Here is a 15,575-nt window from a genome sequence, read left to right as displayed (position 1 = left end):
TGGCGATGGCTACCATTAATCCATATATTTAAAATTTTCTAGGTCCTTTTTAGCTTAATTTTTTTATTTTATTTTTTCATAGGTTACTTTACACTATCACCTTATTATCTTAAAAGGTTAGCTGCAATAACCATTTGCTGTACTTGAGAAGTACCTTCATATATCTCGGTAATCTTTGCATCTCTCATCATTCTTTCCACAGGGTAATCCCTGGTGTATCCGTATCCACCATGTAATTGGACACATTTAGTAGTTACATTCATAGCTGTATTAGCTGCAAACAACTTAGCCATTGCTGCTTCCTTATTATATGGAAGTCCCTTTGCTTTATTGTAAGCTGCCTTATATACCAATAGCTTTGCTCCTTCTATTTCAGTAGCCATATCTGCAATCATCCATTGTAAACCTTGAAATTTAGCCAAAGGTCTACCAAATTGTTGCCTTTCCTTTATATATTTAATAGTCTCTTCCAAGGCACCTTCTGCAATGCCTAAAGCTTGAGCTGCTATACCTATTCTTCCACCATCTAAAGTTGACATGGCAATTTTAAATCCTTTGCCTTCTTGTCCTAGGAGGTTTTCTTTTGGAATAATACAGTCTCTAAATATTAATTCTGCGGTAGATGATCCTCTAATTCCCATCTTATCTTCAATCTTTCCTATGCTAAATCCAGGAGCATCCTTATCCACTATAAAAGCAGATATACCTCTAGTACCTTTAGATTTATCTGTCATGGCAAATATTATGTAAACATCTGCTTCTCCACCGTTTGTTATAAATAATTTGGTTCCATTTAATATATAATTGTCCCCATCTAACACTGCTATAGTTTGTTGTCCTGATGCATCAGTTCCTGCATTTGGCTCTGTTAATCCAAAAGCTCCAAGTTTTTCCCCTTTTGCCAAAGATACTAGATATTTCTTTTTTTGTTCTTCAGTACCATATTTAAAAATAGGCCAACATCCTAAAGAAGTATGGGCAGAAAGTATAACACCTGTAGTGCCACAAACTTTTGATAATTCTTCTACAGCTATAGCATAGGCTATTTCATCCCCGCCAGCTCCACCGTATTCTACAGGAAAAGGTATCCCTAATATATGATATTTAGCCATTTTATCTACTGTTTCTCTTGGGAACCTGCTAGATTCATCGATTTCTGCTGCAATAGGTTTCACTTCGCATTCAGCAAATTCTTTCATAGTATTTCTTATCATTTCCTGCTCTTTTGATAATTTGAAATCCATATTTTTCCCTCCCTGATTTTAAACTAATCCTCCACATAGTTAATTATAAACCATTTTACTGATTATTTCCATAAATTTTGTTAAATTTTTGTCTTTCTTTCCTATAGGATAAATTCGTGTTATTTATCCATGATAATTACAAATGCCTATAGCTTCAGGTTTCCCTGAAGCTATAGGCATTTGCATACAACTTTTTTATAAGAATCTTATTTGCTTATCTATTAAATAATAGGTTTTTTGTGATTTGTTTCACGATGTTTCTATTGTTACTCCCTTACATAGTCAGATTTATTATTTAAGAAATAAGATAATGTAAATAAAGATTCATTTAGATGAACATTTTCTACTATCATTTCATCATCTACCCTCAAATCTGCTGGTGCAAAATTCCAGATACCTTTGATTCCGCTTTTCGTATAAATATCGGCAATATCTTGGGCACTTTCCTTAGGAGTAGTTATTATCCCTATTTCTACATTATTTTCTTTAATAAATTTTTCTAACTCATCTACGTCTTTTATTTCTATATCTCTAATTTTTAATCCTATAAGTTTTGGGTTTTTGTCAAATAATGCTAAAACTTTAAAACCTGCATCTTGAAATCCTTTATAATTTGCAACTGCTTGACCTAAATTACCAGCCCCTGCGATTACTGTGTTATAGACTCTATCTAGACCTAAAATTTTACCTAGTTGCCCCTGTAGTTCCTCAACATTATAACCATATCCCTGTTGCCCAAATCCACCAAAATTGTTTAAATCTTGTCTAATTTGGGAAGCAGTGAAACCAGTCATCTTACTCAATTCTTGGGAAGAAATCCTATTAATTCCTTTTCTAAGTAAATCTCCTAAATACCTATAATATTTAGGTAGCCTTCTAATCACAGTTATCGACACCCTATTTTCTCTGTCCATTTTCACACCCCTATCTATTACTAATTAAAGTTTAATCGATATTATTATAACATTTTGCCATTGATAGGTCAATTATAGCTGATTTTCCTCTACTTATTCCTATGTATATTATAAAATTAATTACTAATAATATTATTATAATAACCAAAAAGGAGGATTTCATGGCAAGTAAAGAACAATTGAGGAAAATAGCTATATATTGTGATTCTTATAGCCCGAGGAAAGATGATTCTTTAAATATGACTTCCCAAGTATATGAAGAGAAATTTGAAAGTTGTGAGAATTGCTCTCATTTTACTAAAGAAGGTAAATGTGATGTAGATTTAATTGATAAAGTTCTTACAAGTTTATCTATGGAACAAGATTTAAAATCATAATAAAGCCCTATACTTTAAAAGGGCTATTTTTTTTGGTAAAATATAAGATATAGTATGTAATAGATAGGAGATTGGAATATGATAGTTCTTTCATGTAATAATATATCAAAGACTTATGTGGTTGATAAAATTTTGGATAATATTAGTTTCACAATAGAAGATGGAGATAAAATTGGTCTTATAGGACTTAATGGTTCTGGTAAAACTACTCTTTTTAATATATTGGTTGGGGAGATTTCCAAGGATGAAGGGGATATTTATGTCCAGAAGGATTTAAATATTGGATACTTAAGGCAGCATACGGATATTAATAGTGACAAAACCGTTTTTAGAGAATGTCTTCAGGTATTTCAACCGTTAATTGATATGGAGAAAAATTTAAGAGAGTTAGAACATCAAATAAGCCTTGAAAGCGATAAAGGTAAATCGGAAAATTTGAACAAAATAATGATTAAATATTCATATCTGTTGGAAGAATTTAATAATCAAAATGGCTATGGTTATAAATCTGAGATTAAAGGAGTTTTAAAGGGTCTTGGGTTTAATGAAGAAGATTTTGATAAGGAAATAAATGTTTTAAGTGGTGGCCAAAAAGCAAGGCTTTCTCTAGCTAAGCTATTACTGGAAAAACCTGATTTGTTATTATTAGACGAGCCTACTAACCATTTAGACCTAGAAGCTATTAATTGGTTAGAGTCCTACCTTCTAGAATATAAAGGGGCTGCTCTGATAATATCTCATGACAGATACTTTTTAGATAATGTAGTGAGTCGAATATTCTATCTGGAAAATTTAAAGTTAAAATCATATAATACCAATTATTCTAAATTTATGGAAGAAAGAAAAAAAGAATTGGAACTATTAAAAAAAGATTATGAAAATCAGCAAAAAGAAATTAAAAGGCAGGAAGAAATTATTAGGAGATTTTTTAATTATGGAGGCCAAAGATATATAAGACAAGCCCAGAGTAGACAAAAATTATTGGATAAAATGAAAACTATAGATAGACCTGTGGGTACTAAAAAAGTAAAAATATCCTTTGAACCCAAGATTAAAAGTGGCAAGGAAGTTTTAAAAGTTGGAAATGTAAATAAATCCTTTGGGGAGTTTAAATTACTGGAAGATATTAATTTTGCCATTTATAGAGGAGAAAAAGTAGGATTAATAGGGCCTAATGGAATAGGAAAAACCACCTTGTTTAAAATGATACTAGGCCATATTCCTTATGAATCAGGTAGTATTACTCTAGGCCATCATGTTCATGCCGGTTATTTTGACCAGGAACAGTCTAAATTGAATTTGGACAAGACGGTAATAGATGAAATATGGGATGAAAATCCCAAGTTTAATCATTATCAGATACGGTCCATCCTCAGTCGTTTCCTATTCATTGGGGATGATATATTTAAAGAAATATCTGAATTAAGTGGAGGAGAAAGAGGAAGGTTAGCTCTTTTAAAGATGATGCTTTCCAATGCCAATTTTCTTCTAATGGATGAACCAACTAATCATTTGGACATTGATTCAAAGGAAGTGTTAGAAGATGCAATTAATAATTATGAAGGAACTCTATTAGTTATATCTCATGATAGATATTTTTTAAATAGAGTTACAGATAAAATATTGGAATTAACAAAAGAAGGAATTTCAGAATATCTGGGTAATTATGATTATTATTTAGAGAAAAAAAATGAAATAATAATAGAAGAAGATGAAGACTTTAGGACAAAAACCCAAATTAAACTAGAAAGAAAAAAAGAAAGAGAAAAAATTGAAATAGAGAAAAAAAGAAAGAAAGAAATACTAAAATTAGAAAAAACAATTGAAAAAAAAGAAAAGAAAATTGAAGAATTGGATAATATGCTATGTAAACCTGAATTATATGAGGAGCCAGATAAAATTATCCAATTGACTAAGGAGAGGGAAAATATTCAATTGGATTTAGAAACTCTTTATGAAAAATGGATAATAATGACAGAAAATTAGTTTTCCCATTTTATCTCCATCTTATACACATAATCCACAAAACTATCCACATATCCTTGTCCATTTCTTAGCAGTTGTACAAGCCTTTCCACATTATCCACAAATGTTTATTGTAAACCTATTGGCTTTTGTGAAGATAATGTGGAAATTTTGTTGACAATTATCCTTTTAACTCTAAATTTGGCACTACGTTTAGATGTAAATCAGAAACCTGTCCCTTTATATAATTAAAATAAGCAGCAGAACCTATCATGGCTGCGTTATCCGTACATAGTATTCTTGAAGGATAAAATATTTCTATATTTTCCTCCCCTCCCCTTTTTTTCATTAAATTTCTCAATCCTTCATTGGCTGCCACTCCACCAGCCATAACTATTTTTTTAGATTTCTTTTCCTTAGCAAGTTTAATGGTTTTTTCCACAAGAACCTCTATTACCGCTTGTTGAAAACTAGCAGCTACATCCTTTACCACTATTTCTTCCCCTTTTTGCTTAGTTTGATTAAGATAGTTCAACACAGCAGTTTTAAGGCCACTAAAACTAAAATCATAACTATTGTGTTCTAAATATACTCTTGGAAAATCTATAGCCTTGGGATCTCCTTCTTTGGATAGTTTATCTATTAATGGTCCACCAGGATAGGATAGCCCTAATGCTCTAGCTACTTTATCAAAGGCTTCTCCTGCAGCATCATCTCTTGTCCTACCTACTAACTCATATTGAGTGTAATCTTTTGCTTGAACTAAGTAAGTATGTCCTCCTGATACTATCAAACAAGTGAAAGGAGGTTCTAAATCCTTATGGTCGATATAGTTAGCACATATATGGCCTTCTATATGGTTTACTCCAATTAAGGGTTTATTTAGAGCATATGCTATAGCTTTAGCACTAGATATACCTACAAGTAATGCACCAACCAACCCTGGTCCTTGAGTAACTCCTATTAAATCTATATCATCAAAGGTAATACCACCATCATCTAAAGCTTCTTGGATTATTATATTTATATTTTCAATATGTTTCCTTGAAGCAACCTCAGGAACTACTCCTCCAAATTTTCTGTGAATTTCTATTTGAGAGGAGATTATATTGGATAAAACTTCTCTACCATTTTTTATTACAGCACAGGAAGTTTCATCACAAGAAGTCTCAATAGCTAATGTTATAATATCTTTATTCATTTCTTCACCTCATTAAAATTGGATACTCTTCCACATTATTATTGCATCTTCATTATTATCTTGATAATACTTTGGTCTAATTCCATGTTCCTCAAATCCATATTTTTTATAAAGGGATTTAGCTATTTCGTTAGATTTTCTAACTTCTAAAGTCATAGCCCTTATATTTCTATCTATACATAATTGAATTAGCCCTTCTAAGAGTCTATTACCTACACCTAACCCTCTATATTTTTCATCTACTGCAATATTAGTAATATGCCCCTCATCTAGTATTAGCCATATACCCCCGTATCCTGCCACATTTCCGTCTACTATTGCTACTATATATTTAGCCAATAGATTTTTTGTTAATTCTAATAAAAAGGCCTCCCTTGACCATGGAGGGATAAATGCTTCTCTCTCAATTTCCATTACTCGGTCTAAATCTTCCTCTCTCATTTCACGAATGAATATGTCCATAATTAGCTTTCCCTCTTTCTTAACTCTCGTTGCGCCTGAGATTCTCTTAGATATTCAGGAACAATATTATAATAATCATAATGATTATGTTCATTAACCTTCAACAATGCGAGTTCAGCAATACTTGAGGCTCTACAGCCATTTAAATTTATGGGAGATAGATTTGCTTTGTCTTTTAATCTACTATTTATCTTTTCTTGGTGAATAAAGGCTCCATTTCCATTTATCATTATATTGCTAAAATCTTTATTAAGCATCTCTAATAATTCATCCATCTCCATTATAGAAGGTTTTAATATATTTATAAGCCTGCCCTTTTCCCATTTATATATACCTGTATAAACCCTATTTCTTCTAGCATCTATCATAGGTACTATTGGACCTTCATGGACTAGATTAAAGGCCAATCCTTCTAAAGTAGAAATTCCTATAATAGGCTTATCAAATACATGAGCAAAGGATTTCATTGTAGCAATTCCAATTCTAAGACCTGTAAAAGAGCCAGGCCCTAGCCCTACTCCAAATAAATCTATATCTGATACATGCAAATTCAGATTATCCAATACTTCCTTTATCATAGGCACTAGATTTTCAGAATGGGTCATCTCTTGGTTTAAAGAATATTCACCTAACAATCTTTGATTATCTAGAACAGCACAAGTTGCCATCATGGTGGATGTATCTACCCCTAATACTTTCAATTTATATTCAACTCCTTAACTATTTTTTCATATCTTTCCCCTTGACCAGATATAGTTATGATTCTTTCATCTAATTTTTTACCCTTTTCTATATTAATATCTATCCTATTCCTTGGCAAAATATCCTCAATTTTATCGCCCCATTCTACTATGGTAACACCATTGGAGTAAAAATAGTCTTCATAACCTAAATCCAATAAATCCTCTTCATCTTCCAATCTATATACATCAAAGTGGTACAACCAAAATCTACCCTTATACTCATTAATTAAAGTAAAGGTAGGACTAGTAATATAATCAGAAACTCCCAATCCTATACCTATAGACTTGGTTAAAGTGGTCTTTCCTGCACCCAAATCTCCTGTTAGGGAGATTAAATCTCCACCTTCTAGGAGGCTTCCCAATTTTTCTCCAAGCTTTTCCGTTTCCTTTAATCCTTCTAATACTATTTTAACCATTAAATCAACCTTCCTATTCTGTAAACTACTTATTATTATAGCATTTCACTATTCAATTCACAATTATTAAAAAAAGACCCTTCGCATTCGTTCAGGGTGACATATAAGTAAATTGAAACTATCTCTAATTTACTCTTGTCATTCTGAACGTAGCGAAGAATCTCTTCATATCAGTGGTTCTGAAGATAGGGAAGAACCTTTCCCTTCAATTATTACTTGTGAAGTATAGGTGATACTCTTTTGTATAGCAGCAAAGTAACCAAAGTTACTACTGCACCTTTAAATAGATTAAATGGTACTACTGCATATAAAATCAAGGTTTTAAAATCTACTACATATTTATTTACTGCAGAACCCATAGCAACGATCTTATCTATGGGTAGTCCAAAAAGCTTTGCATAAAAAGGAATCATAAAGTAATAATTAATAAGTGATATGGATATTGTCATCACTAGGACACCTGTAACCATTCCAATTATTGCATTCTTAAATGTTTTCTCCCTATAATAGAATAACCCAGCTGTATAAACAAATATACTACCTACAAGGAAATTTGCGAATTCTCCTACTCCACCAGTACCTGAACCTTCTAGTAACAGATTTAGTAGATTCTTAACCAGTTGGACTAATACTCCCGCCATTGGTCCTAAAGCAAAAGAACCTATTAGAGCAGGTACATCGGAGATGTCGAATTTTAAAAATGTTGGTGTGAACCATAGTGGAAAATCTAATAACATTAATATTAGGGCGATTACGGACAAAACCGATATTTTCACCATTGTCTTAGTATTTAGATTTTCCTTTTTTAGTGTATACATAAAATTCCCTCCATATATTTATTTCTTCAGGGAGGTCAATAAAATAAGCCCCGAAATAAACTTCGGGGCGTAGGTAACAGACTTAACAGATTAAACCTTAAGTATAATCTATAATCTTCTTCCATCCAGACTTTAACTGTCGGCCTTGGAATTACACCAAGTCAGCTAATTGCTTAGCTCGCGGGCTTTACCGCCGGTGAGGAATTACACCTCGCCCTGAAGATATTTATTTAACTACATAAAGTATAGTATAATATTTATCAATTGTCAATAGTTTTAAATGGGACAGCGAGAACCGTCCCTGCTGCCCCAAGACAAGAGAACCGTCCCTCTGTCTTATTTAAAGTCCCTTTACCATGTGTATTGCTTCTTCTGTATAACTGGTTCGAACTTTCATATATCCATTAAACATGTTATTTATCTCATCATCTCCCGTATCTACCATCAAAGGTCTTCCATTTAAGGACATAAGCTTTTGTTTAGATGCTATTATAATTATATTTTCCTTTCCTACCTTTTTAATTACATCTCCACTAATCTGCTGGTTGCCTCTTCCAAATATATAGCCTTGTCCACCGATTACCGTAACTATTATCTTGGCTTTATTTCCTTCTATATATCTTAATATATCCTTTTCATTAACATCAGAGGCTACTAATTTCTTATTTTTTACTATATCTATACCTAACAAGGTATTAGGTAGTTCCAATTTTTCCATAATGGGTCTAGTGGAAGTACCTGAACCTATTATATATAATACATCCTCTTCCATCTGTTCAATAATCTTATCCGATATTCCATCTAAAGCTGCCTCTTCCCCCATTATTCCACCAGATTTTTGATTTTGTACTAGTCCTGGTTCAAAGGGCACTTTCATATAACCATATAATTTTGCAGTAACTTGCCCCATCCTAAAGGCATCTTCATCAATATCCATAACTTCCATTTCTTTTATTTCTATCTCCCTACCTTGGAGATATTTTAATGCTATCTCCCCTGCAGATTTAGGATGATTGGCATAAACTCCTGAATGAATTTTTACCCCTGCAGGTATACCTATGACTGGAACCCTATCTCCTATTGCATTAAAAATATTCCTTGCAGTTCCATCTCCTCCTGCAAACAATAGAAGGTCTATCCCTTGATGTACCATCTCAGTAGCTATTATTTCTGTATCCTCTGAACTATATCTTTTCTTTACTGTACCTACTATTTTAGGATTAAAACCTAATTCTTTAGCTTCTTCTTCTCCCATACTTCCAGGACCTGTTATTAATTCAATCTGATTCTTAATATCAATTAGCATTTCTAAAGCCTTTTTAGCCTTATTAGGCGATTCAGGAAAGGCTCCTAGTTCAATAGCTTTTTCTAAAACTTCCTCCCCATCAGTACCCTTCAATCCTACTTTTCCACCCATTCCTGCAATAGGATTTACTATGAATCCAAGCTTCAAATCATCACCTCTCTACTTTTTATAAACTATTTCTCCATTGATAATAGTTATATAAGTTTTACAATCAATATCCTTAATAGGATTGCTATCGAATATAACTATGTCTGCATCCTTGCCTACTTCAATACTACCAACCCTATGATCAATCCCTGTAATCTCTGCTGCATTTATGGTTATTGCCTTTAAAGCTTCCATCTCATCTAAACCAGATTTATGAGCTAGCCCTGCACATATTGGAAGATACTGTAATGGTATAACTGGGGCATCGGTGGTTATAGCTACCTTAACTCCAGCTTCATCAAGAATTCTTGGTGTATCAAAAGTAAGGTTTTTCAATTCAAATTTAGACCTATTGGATAGAGTTGGACCAACAATAGCTCCTTTACCTTCTTCTGCCAAATAATCAGCTATCAAATGGCCTTCTGTACAATGGTCTAGTGTTATATCTAAATCAAATTCCTTTGCAATCCTTATGGCGGTAAATATATCATCAGCTCTGTGAGCATGAGCCTTAAGTGGAATTTCTTTATTTATTACCTTAGCTAAAGCTTCCATCTTCATATCGAATTCAGGCATCTTTGATGAATCTTCCTTTGCTAATTCCTTCTTTTCTAAATAATTTTTAGCTTTATACAGGCTTTCTCTAAGTATAGCTGCAGTAGCCATTCTAGTCATTGGGGATTTTTTCTGAGATTCATATACCCTTTTTGGATTTTCACCAAAGGCTATTTTCATAGCTACTGGTTCTTTAACAATCATATCATCTACTCTTTTACCATAGGTCTTTAATGCCACAAACATTCCACCTATAACATTGGCAGAACCTGGACCTGTTACTGCAGTAGTAACTCCTCCCATATAGGCGTCTTTAAAGGATATATCCATAGGATTAATTCCGTCTATAGCCCTTAAATGAGGTGTTACCGGATCTACCATTTCATTTCCGTCACTACCTTCAAATCCTATTCCTTCTTCCCACATACCTAGATGGCAGTGAGCATCAATAAATCCTGGAACTACCATCCTTCCTTCTGCATCAATTACTTGAGCATCTAATGGAGCCACTAAATCCTTTCCAACTTCTACAATCTTATTGCCTTTGATAAGAATAGCACCATTTTCTATTATTCCACCAGCCATAGTAAATATTTTTCCATTTTTAATAAATATCATTGAACTTCCCCCCTAATTATTTCGTTACACTAATTAATATTATAACCATTATTTTAAACACGGGCAATATCATCTTTAATACTCATTGAAGAAAAATAGATGGTGAACTTAGTCCCCTCACCTAATTTGCTTTCCACATATACCTTTCCATTATGCTTATGAAATATTTTCTTTGCAATACTTAGTCCTAGGCCCGTACCTTTTGAGCCTTTAGTAGTAAAATAGGAATCGAATATTTTGTTTTTAGTACCTTCATCCATACCCTTTCCCGTATCTGATATTTCCAATACAGCATGTTCTTCATCATCATAGGTCTTTACAGTCAATACACCGTTATTATCCATGGCGTCTATTCCATTTAATATTATATTTATTACGGAATGTCTAATATCGTATTCATTTGCATATATATGGCTTTTGGAGTTTAAATCTACCACTAATTTCATACTATTATTATCACTACCAAATCGCTTGAATTTGTGTTTTATCATCTCTATAGAATTATTTATTATATAGTCAAACTCATATATTTCTTTTAAAGATTCATAAATTCCCTTTGTATGATTCTTTATTTTATCCGTAATACTTTTTCCATCTAAGGCAGTCTTAGCAATTATTTCAAGGTATTCTTTGATTTCTCCGGGATCTTGTAGATATAGGGAAAGTTGTGCATAGCCTAATATGGTAACCAATAGATTGTTTATATCGTGGACAGTGCTTTCCATTAACTCACCTAAAGTCTCTAAGTACTCGTTTCTTATCATTGCTTTTTTATATCTTTCATCAACAGCATGATATTTAGCTAGTAAAGCTAAGGATTCATGTGCCAATTGGGTAGAAGTATAATAATCAAAATCGTTAACTCTATCCACCAAAATAAAATCATGGTTGTCTAACATATAATTAATAAAATTTCTATTAAACTCTTCTATAATATACTTTAGAATAAATCCAGTTTTCCCCATTGCATTCATGCTTTTAAATGTCCTATAAATATACTCTACCTTATCATTTTCCATTGAATTCCAAAAATAATCTAAGGTTATATAAACTTGATTTTTGTTAGACCCTTTATTATCCAATAAGGTTAACCCCATCTCAATTGCCCCTAGAAACCTTTCTAAATCAATATTATCTTCTAATAAAAAGTTATCCCTATTAATGAACATAAGTTTACCTGTTTTAATTAAAAGGTTTAAATCTAGCTCCCAGATATTCCCCAAATAATTAATACATTGCTCTTCATTATCTCTTGAACATATATATACCATACCCCCACCATTGTTAAAATAGCTTTCTATATGTTTTTTAAAAGGCTTCCTTTCTTCACTACCATAATTAGAGCTCAACACACCAATAAATGCATTTTTACTATTGATTATTTTTTCAACTTCCCACATTTATATCCCCCCATAATTTAAACATCCTTAATGCTAAGGCTAATCCTTCCTCTGTCAATATCTACTTCTAGTATTCTAACCTTAACAATATCCCCTACTTTAACTACCTCCTTAGGATGCTTAATATATTTATTTGATAAATGAGATATGTGAACTAATCCGTCCTGTTTAACGCCTATGTCTACAAAGGCACCGAAATCCACTACATTACGCACAGTACCTGTTAACACCATATCCTCTTTTAAATCTTCCATCTTTAATACATCTGTTCTAAAAATAGGTTTTGGCATCTCATCTCTTGGGTCCCTTCCTGGTTTTTCAAGCTCTGTAATTATATCTTTCAAGGTCAAAATACCTACACCAAGTTCTTTTGAAATGGATTCTATATTGTTTTCATCTATGTTTTTGCCTATTAACTTTTCAGCAATAGGATAGGACTCTGGATGTACTGCTGTATTATCCAATGGATTGTCTCCCTCTGGAATCCTTAAGAATCCTGCACATTGGGTAAATGTCTTAGGCCCTAACCCTTTTACCTTTAATAACTCTTCTCTATTACTAAATTTACCCTTTTCTTCCCTATATTCAATAAGATTTAAAGCAACCCTTGATGAAATACCAGATACATATTTTAGTAAAGATGGGCTAGCAGTATTTAAATCCACTCCAACTGTGTTAACACAATCTTCTACTACTCCTTCTAAAGCTTCATTTAATTTCACTTGATTTAAATCATGTTGATATTGGCCTACACCTATATGTTTTGGCTCTATTTTTACCAGTTCTGCCAAAGGATCCTGTAACCTTCTTCCTATGGATATAGCCCCTCTAATAGATACATCTAAATCTGGAAACTCTTCCTGGCCTATTTCCGAAGCTGAATATACAGAAGCTCCTGCTTCATTTACTATAATATAGGATACTTTTTTATCGATTTCTTGAACCATTTCCGCTATTATCATTTCAGTTTCTCTAGAAGCAGTTCCATTTCCTATAGCGATTATCTCTACACCATATCTATCAATAAGGTCTTTTAACTCCTTCTTTGCCTTATCCACTTGATTTTGTGGTTCTGTTGGAAATACGGTTGTAAAAGTCAATAACTTCCCAGTGTCATCTATTACTGCTACTTTGCAACCCGTCCTGAAAGCAGGGTCTATTCCCATAACGACTTTTCCCTTAATAGGAGGCTGCATTAACAACGGCTTCAAGTTGAGAGCAAATACCTTTATAGCTTCTAATTCTGCCCTTTCTGATAGACTGCTCCTTATTTCCCTTTCTATGGAAGGGAATATTAGCCTTTTATAGCTATCTTCAATGCTCGTTTCTAAATATTCCTTCGTTTCTGTTGAGTTCTCAATAATTACATTGGATTTTATCTTTGAAAGTATTTCTTCATCCGGGAACAATAAATTGACTTTAAGAGCTTTTTCCTTCTCTCCTCTATTTATTGCAAGAATTCTGTGATTAGGTATGGTTTTGATAGGTTCTTTATAATCATAATACATTTCATATACGGATTGTTTCTCTTTTTCTACACCTTCAGTTTGGATTATGCCCCTCTGAATGGCTATCTTCCTTATCATATCCCTATATTCTGCATTATCGGAAATTACCTCTGCAATTATATCCATTGCTCCAGTTAATGCCTCTTTCTCAGTATTCACTCCCTTCTCTTCATCAATATAGGATTTGACTATCTCATTTAACTGTTCAACTTCTTGGGATAATAGGATATTAGCTAAGCCTTCTAATCCCTTTTCCTTAGCAATAGTTGCTCTAGTCCTTCTTTTTGGTCTATAAGGCCTATAAAGGTCTTCTACTCTTTGAAGGGTTTCAGATTTTAAAATATCCTTCTTTAAATCCTCAGTTAATTTCCCCTGACTTTCAATAAGCCTTATTACCTCTTCTTGTCTTTCCTTTAAGTTTCTTAGATAATTTAATCGTTCCGATAATTCCCTTAAAACCGTATCCTTTAAATCGCCTGTCTGTTCTTTTCGATATCTAGCGATGAAGGGGATGGTATTACCTTCATCTATTAGATTAATAGTATTTGAAACTTGGAAAGGTTTAAGATTAAATTCTTCTACTAATCTTTTATTTATATCCATCTTAGTCTCCTTTCAATTAATTATAGTTTATTATAAAAACAACTAATAATCTTAGTAGATTTTCTACAAAAATATATAATTCTAAATCCTTTAAAAAAGCCTTCTCTATTAGAAGGCCTTTTGTTTTAGATATTCATTTATAAACAAATCTATATCTCCATCCATAACCCTATTGACATCTCCTATCTCCGCCTCTGTTCTATGGTCTTTTACCAGACTATAGGGGTGGAATATATAGGAACGAATTTGAGACCCCCAAGCTATTTGTGTGTACTTCCCTTGCAAATCTTCTATTCTCTCTTTTTGTTCTTCTTCTTTTAATTGTACAAGTTTAGCCTTTAACATATTCATAGCTGTTAATCTATTACTATGTTGAGACCTTTCATTTTGGCACTGAACTGTAACACCAGTAGGTATATGGGTTATCCTTACAGCAGAGTCAGTAGTATTAACATGTTGACCTCCCGCTCCACTTGCTCTATAGGTGTCAATCTTTATATCTGATTCATTTATTTCTATATCTATATCATCATCTAATTCAGGATATATATCTATACTAGCAAAAGATGTATGCCTTCGATTGGAAGAATCGAAAGGTGAAATTCGTACTAATCTATGAACTCCCTTTTCAGATTTCAAATAACCATAAGCATTATAACCTTTTATAAGCATAGTAACAGATTTTATTCCACCTTCTGTATCCGATAGTAAATCTAATATTTCCACTTGAAAACTCTTTTGTTCAGCCCATCTTTTATACATCCTTAGAAGCATTTCAGCCCAGTCTTGAGCCTCCAATCCACCAGCTCCTGAATGAATGGATAGAATAGCATTATTTTTGTCGTATTCTCCTTTTAACAAGGTGGAAAGCTTAAATTCTTCTGCTTTTTTTGATAGCATTTCAAAATATACTTCTATTTCCTTATATACTTGATAATCTTCTTCTTCAATGGCTAGTTCTATTAATACCTCTAAATCCTCAATTCTACCTAATAAATCTTCATATTCTTTTACTTGGCCTTTTAAATTACTTACCTTTTGCATTATTTTCTGAGCTCTATCTGAATCCTCCCAAAAATCCTCTGCAAAAGACTCCTTTTCTAGCTTTTCAATTTCTTTCTTTAAACCATCTAAGTCAAAGTGAAACACCTAATTCGTCTATCATTTGATTTATTTCTTCTACTTTATCTTTATATAAATAAATTCCTTCCATATTTGCTCCTTTCAATTTCATATTCAGGCAACCAAAGGTCACCCCTACTGTCATTCTAACCATATTATTGTCATTCTGATCGACA

The 15,575-nt window shown here is 32.7% G+C and carries 14 protein-coding genes and 1 riboswitch; of the genes, 2 read left to right on the top strand and 12 right to left on the bottom strand.

The annotated features are described in order from the left end of the window. Window positions 1-104: 104 nt before the first annotated feature. Both C3E90_RS05155 and C3E90_RS05150 read right to left on the bottom strand, forming a co-directional pair. Window positions 105-1,244: an acyl-CoA dehydrogenase gene (locus tag C3E90_RS05155; RefSeq protein WP_236914597.1), complete on the bottom strand. Its 1,140-nt coding sequence runs from the start codon at window positions 1,242-1,244 to the stop codon at window positions 105-107. Window positions 1,245-1,510: 266 nt separating this feature from the next. Beyond that, the gene (locus C3E90_RS05150) at window positions 1,511-2,158 is read right to left on the bottom strand and encodes a redox-sensing transcriptional repressor Rex (RefSeq protein ID WP_236914596.1); all 648 of its coding nucleotides are present in this window, start codon (window positions 2,156-2,158) and stop codon (window positions 1,511-1,513) included. 161 nt (window positions 2,159-2,319) lie between these two features. Between C3E90_RS05150 and C3E90_RS05145 the strand changes: the two genes are divergently transcribed. Both C3E90_RS05145 and C3E90_RS05140 read left to right on the top strand, forming a co-directional pair. Further along, a complete protein-coding gene (locus C3E90_RS05145; RefSeq protein WP_236914595.1) occupies window positions 2,320-2,535 on the top strand; it encodes a hypothetical protein in 216 nt (71 codons plus the stop codon). 78 nt (window positions 2,536-2,613) lie between these two features. Next, the gene (locus tag C3E90_RS05140) at window positions 2,614-4,521 is read left to right on the top strand and encodes an ABC-F family ATP-binding cassette domain-containing protein (protein ID WP_236914594.1); all 1,908 of its coding nucleotides are present in this window, start codon (window positions 2,614-2,616) and stop codon (window positions 4,519-4,521) included. A 160-nt stretch (window positions 4,522-4,681) separates the two neighbouring features. On the opposite strand, the gene tsaD is transcribed toward C3E90_RS05140, so the two are convergent. The 10 genes from tsaD to prfB all read right to left on the bottom strand — a co-directional run bounded on the left by tsaD (window position 4,682) and on the right by prfB (window position 15,490). After that, window positions 4,682-5,701 (bottom strand): tRNA (adenosine(37)-N6)-threonylcarbamoyltransferase complex transferase subunit TsaD, encoded by a 1,020-nt coding sequence (tsaD, locus tag C3E90_RS05135; protein WP_236914593.1) that lies wholly within the window; start codon window positions 5,699-5,701, stop codon window positions 4,682-4,684. A gap of 12 nt (window positions 5,702-5,713) precedes the next feature. Then, a complete protein-coding gene (gene rimI / locus C3E90_RS05130) occupies window positions 5,714-6,163 on the bottom strand; it encodes a ribosomal protein S18-alanine N-acetyltransferase (protein ID WP_236914592.1) in 450 nt (149 codons plus the stop codon). Window positions 6,164-6,165: 2 nt separating this feature from the next. After that, window positions 6,166-6,864, bottom strand: a complete 699-nt coding sequence (gene tsaB / locus C3E90_RS05125; protein WP_236914591.1) for a tRNA (adenosine(37)-N6)-threonylcarbamoyltransferase complex dimerization subunit type 1 TsaB — start codon at window positions 6,862-6,864, stop codon at window positions 6,166-6,168. Then, window positions 6,861-7,322, bottom strand: coding sequence for a tRNA (adenosine(37)-N6)-threonylcarbamoyltransferase complex ATPase subunit type 1 TsaE (gene tsaE / locus C3E90_RS05120; RefSeq protein ID WP_236914590.1), 462 nt, complete (start codon window positions 7,320-7,322; stop codon window positions 6,861-6,863). The genes tsaB and tsaE overlap by 4 nt, the downstream gene beginning before the upstream one ends. Before the next feature lie 212 nt (window positions 7,323-7,534). Further along, window positions 7,535-8,140: an ECF transporter S component gene (locus tag C3E90_RS05115; RefSeq protein ID WP_236914589.1), complete on the bottom strand. Its 606-nt coding sequence runs from the start codon at window positions 8,138-8,140 to the stop codon at window positions 7,535-7,537. A 109-nt stretch (window positions 8,141-8,249) separates the two neighbouring features. Continuing rightward, window positions 8,250-8,368, bottom strand: a riboswitch (FMN riboswitch). 112 nt (window positions 8,369-8,480) lie between these two features. Further along, a complete protein-coding gene (locus C3E90_RS05110) occupies window positions 8,481-9,593 on the bottom strand; it encodes an ATP-NAD kinase family protein (RefSeq protein ID WP_236914588.1) in 1,113 nt (370 codons plus the stop codon). A 12-nt stretch (window positions 9,594-9,605) separates the two neighbouring features. After that, window positions 9,606-10,766, bottom strand: coding sequence for an amidohydrolase (locus tag C3E90_RS05105; RefSeq protein WP_236914587.1), 1,161 nt, complete (start codon window positions 10,764-10,766; stop codon window positions 9,606-9,608). Between the two features lie 53 nt (window positions 10,767-10,819). Next, a complete protein-coding gene (locus tag C3E90_RS05100; RefSeq protein ID WP_236914586.1) occupies window positions 10,820-12,166 on the bottom strand; it encodes a sensor histidine kinase in 1,347 nt (448 codons plus the stop codon). A gap of 17 nt (window positions 12,167-12,183) precedes the next feature. After that, window positions 12,184-14,277: a Tex family protein gene (locus tag C3E90_RS05095; RefSeq protein ID WP_236914585.1), complete on the bottom strand. Its 2,094-nt coding sequence runs from the start codon at window positions 14,275-14,277 to the stop codon at window positions 12,184-12,186. 108 nt (window positions 14,278-14,385) lie between these two features. Further along, a protein-coding gene (prfB, locus tag C3E90_RS05090; RefSeq protein WP_236914599.1) for a peptide chain release factor 2 occupies window positions 14,386-15,490 on the bottom strand; the annotation gives its coding sequence in 2 pieces (ribosomal slippage) (window positions 14,386-15,414 and window positions 15,416-15,490; 1,104 coding nt in all). Between the last annotated feature and the right edge of the window lie 85 nt (window positions 15,491-15,575).

Origin of the sequence: Clostridium sp. Cult2 (genome assembly GCF_021655075.1) — a bacterium.
Taxonomy (GTDB): Bacteria; Bacillota; Clostridia; order Tissierellales; family Tepidimicrobiaceae; genus Schnuerera.
This window is presented reverse-complemented; position numbering and strand designations above follow the sequence as displayed.

Coding starts and splice junctions, on each gene's coding strand:
- C3E90_RS05155 (WP_236914597.1), bottom strand. CDS start 1,244: ATGGATTTCAAATTATCAAAAGAGCAGGAAATGATAAGAAATACTATG.
- C3E90_RS05150 (WP_236914596.1), bottom strand. CDS start 2,158: ATGGACAGAGAAAATAGGGTGTCGATAACTGTGATTAGAAGGCTACCT.
- C3E90_RS05145 (WP_236914595.1), top strand. CDS start 2,320: ATGGCAAGTAAAGAACAATTGAGGAAAATAGCTATATATTGTGATTCT.
- C3E90_RS05140 (WP_236914594.1), top strand. CDS start 2,614: ATGATAGTTCTTTCATGTAATAATATATCAAAGACTTATGTGGTTGAT.
- tsaD (WP_236914593.1), bottom strand. CDS start 5,701: ATGAATAAAGATATTATAACATTAGCTATTGAGACTTCTTGTGATGAA.
- rimI (WP_236914592.1), bottom strand. CDS start 6,163: ATGGACATATTCATTCGTGAAATGAGAGAGGAAGATTTAGACCGAGTA.
- tsaE (WP_236914590.1), bottom strand. CDS start 7,322: ATGGTTAAAATAGTATTAGAAGGATTAAAGGAAACGGAAAAGCTTGGA.
- C3E90_RS05115 (WP_236914589.1), bottom strand. CDS start 8,140: ATGTATACACTAAAAAAGGAAAATCTAAATACTAAGACAATGGTGAAA.
- C3E90_RS05105 (WP_236914587.1), bottom strand. CDS start 10,766: ATGATATTTATTAAAAATGGAAAAATATTTACTATGGCTGGTGGAATA.
- C3E90_RS05100 (WP_236914586.1), bottom strand. CDS start 12,166: ATGTGGGAAGTTGAAAAAATAATCAATAGTAAAAATGCATTTATTGGT.
- C3E90_RS05095 (WP_236914585.1), bottom strand. CDS start 14,277: ATGGATATAAATAAAAGATTAGTAGAAGAATTTAATCTTAAACCTTTC.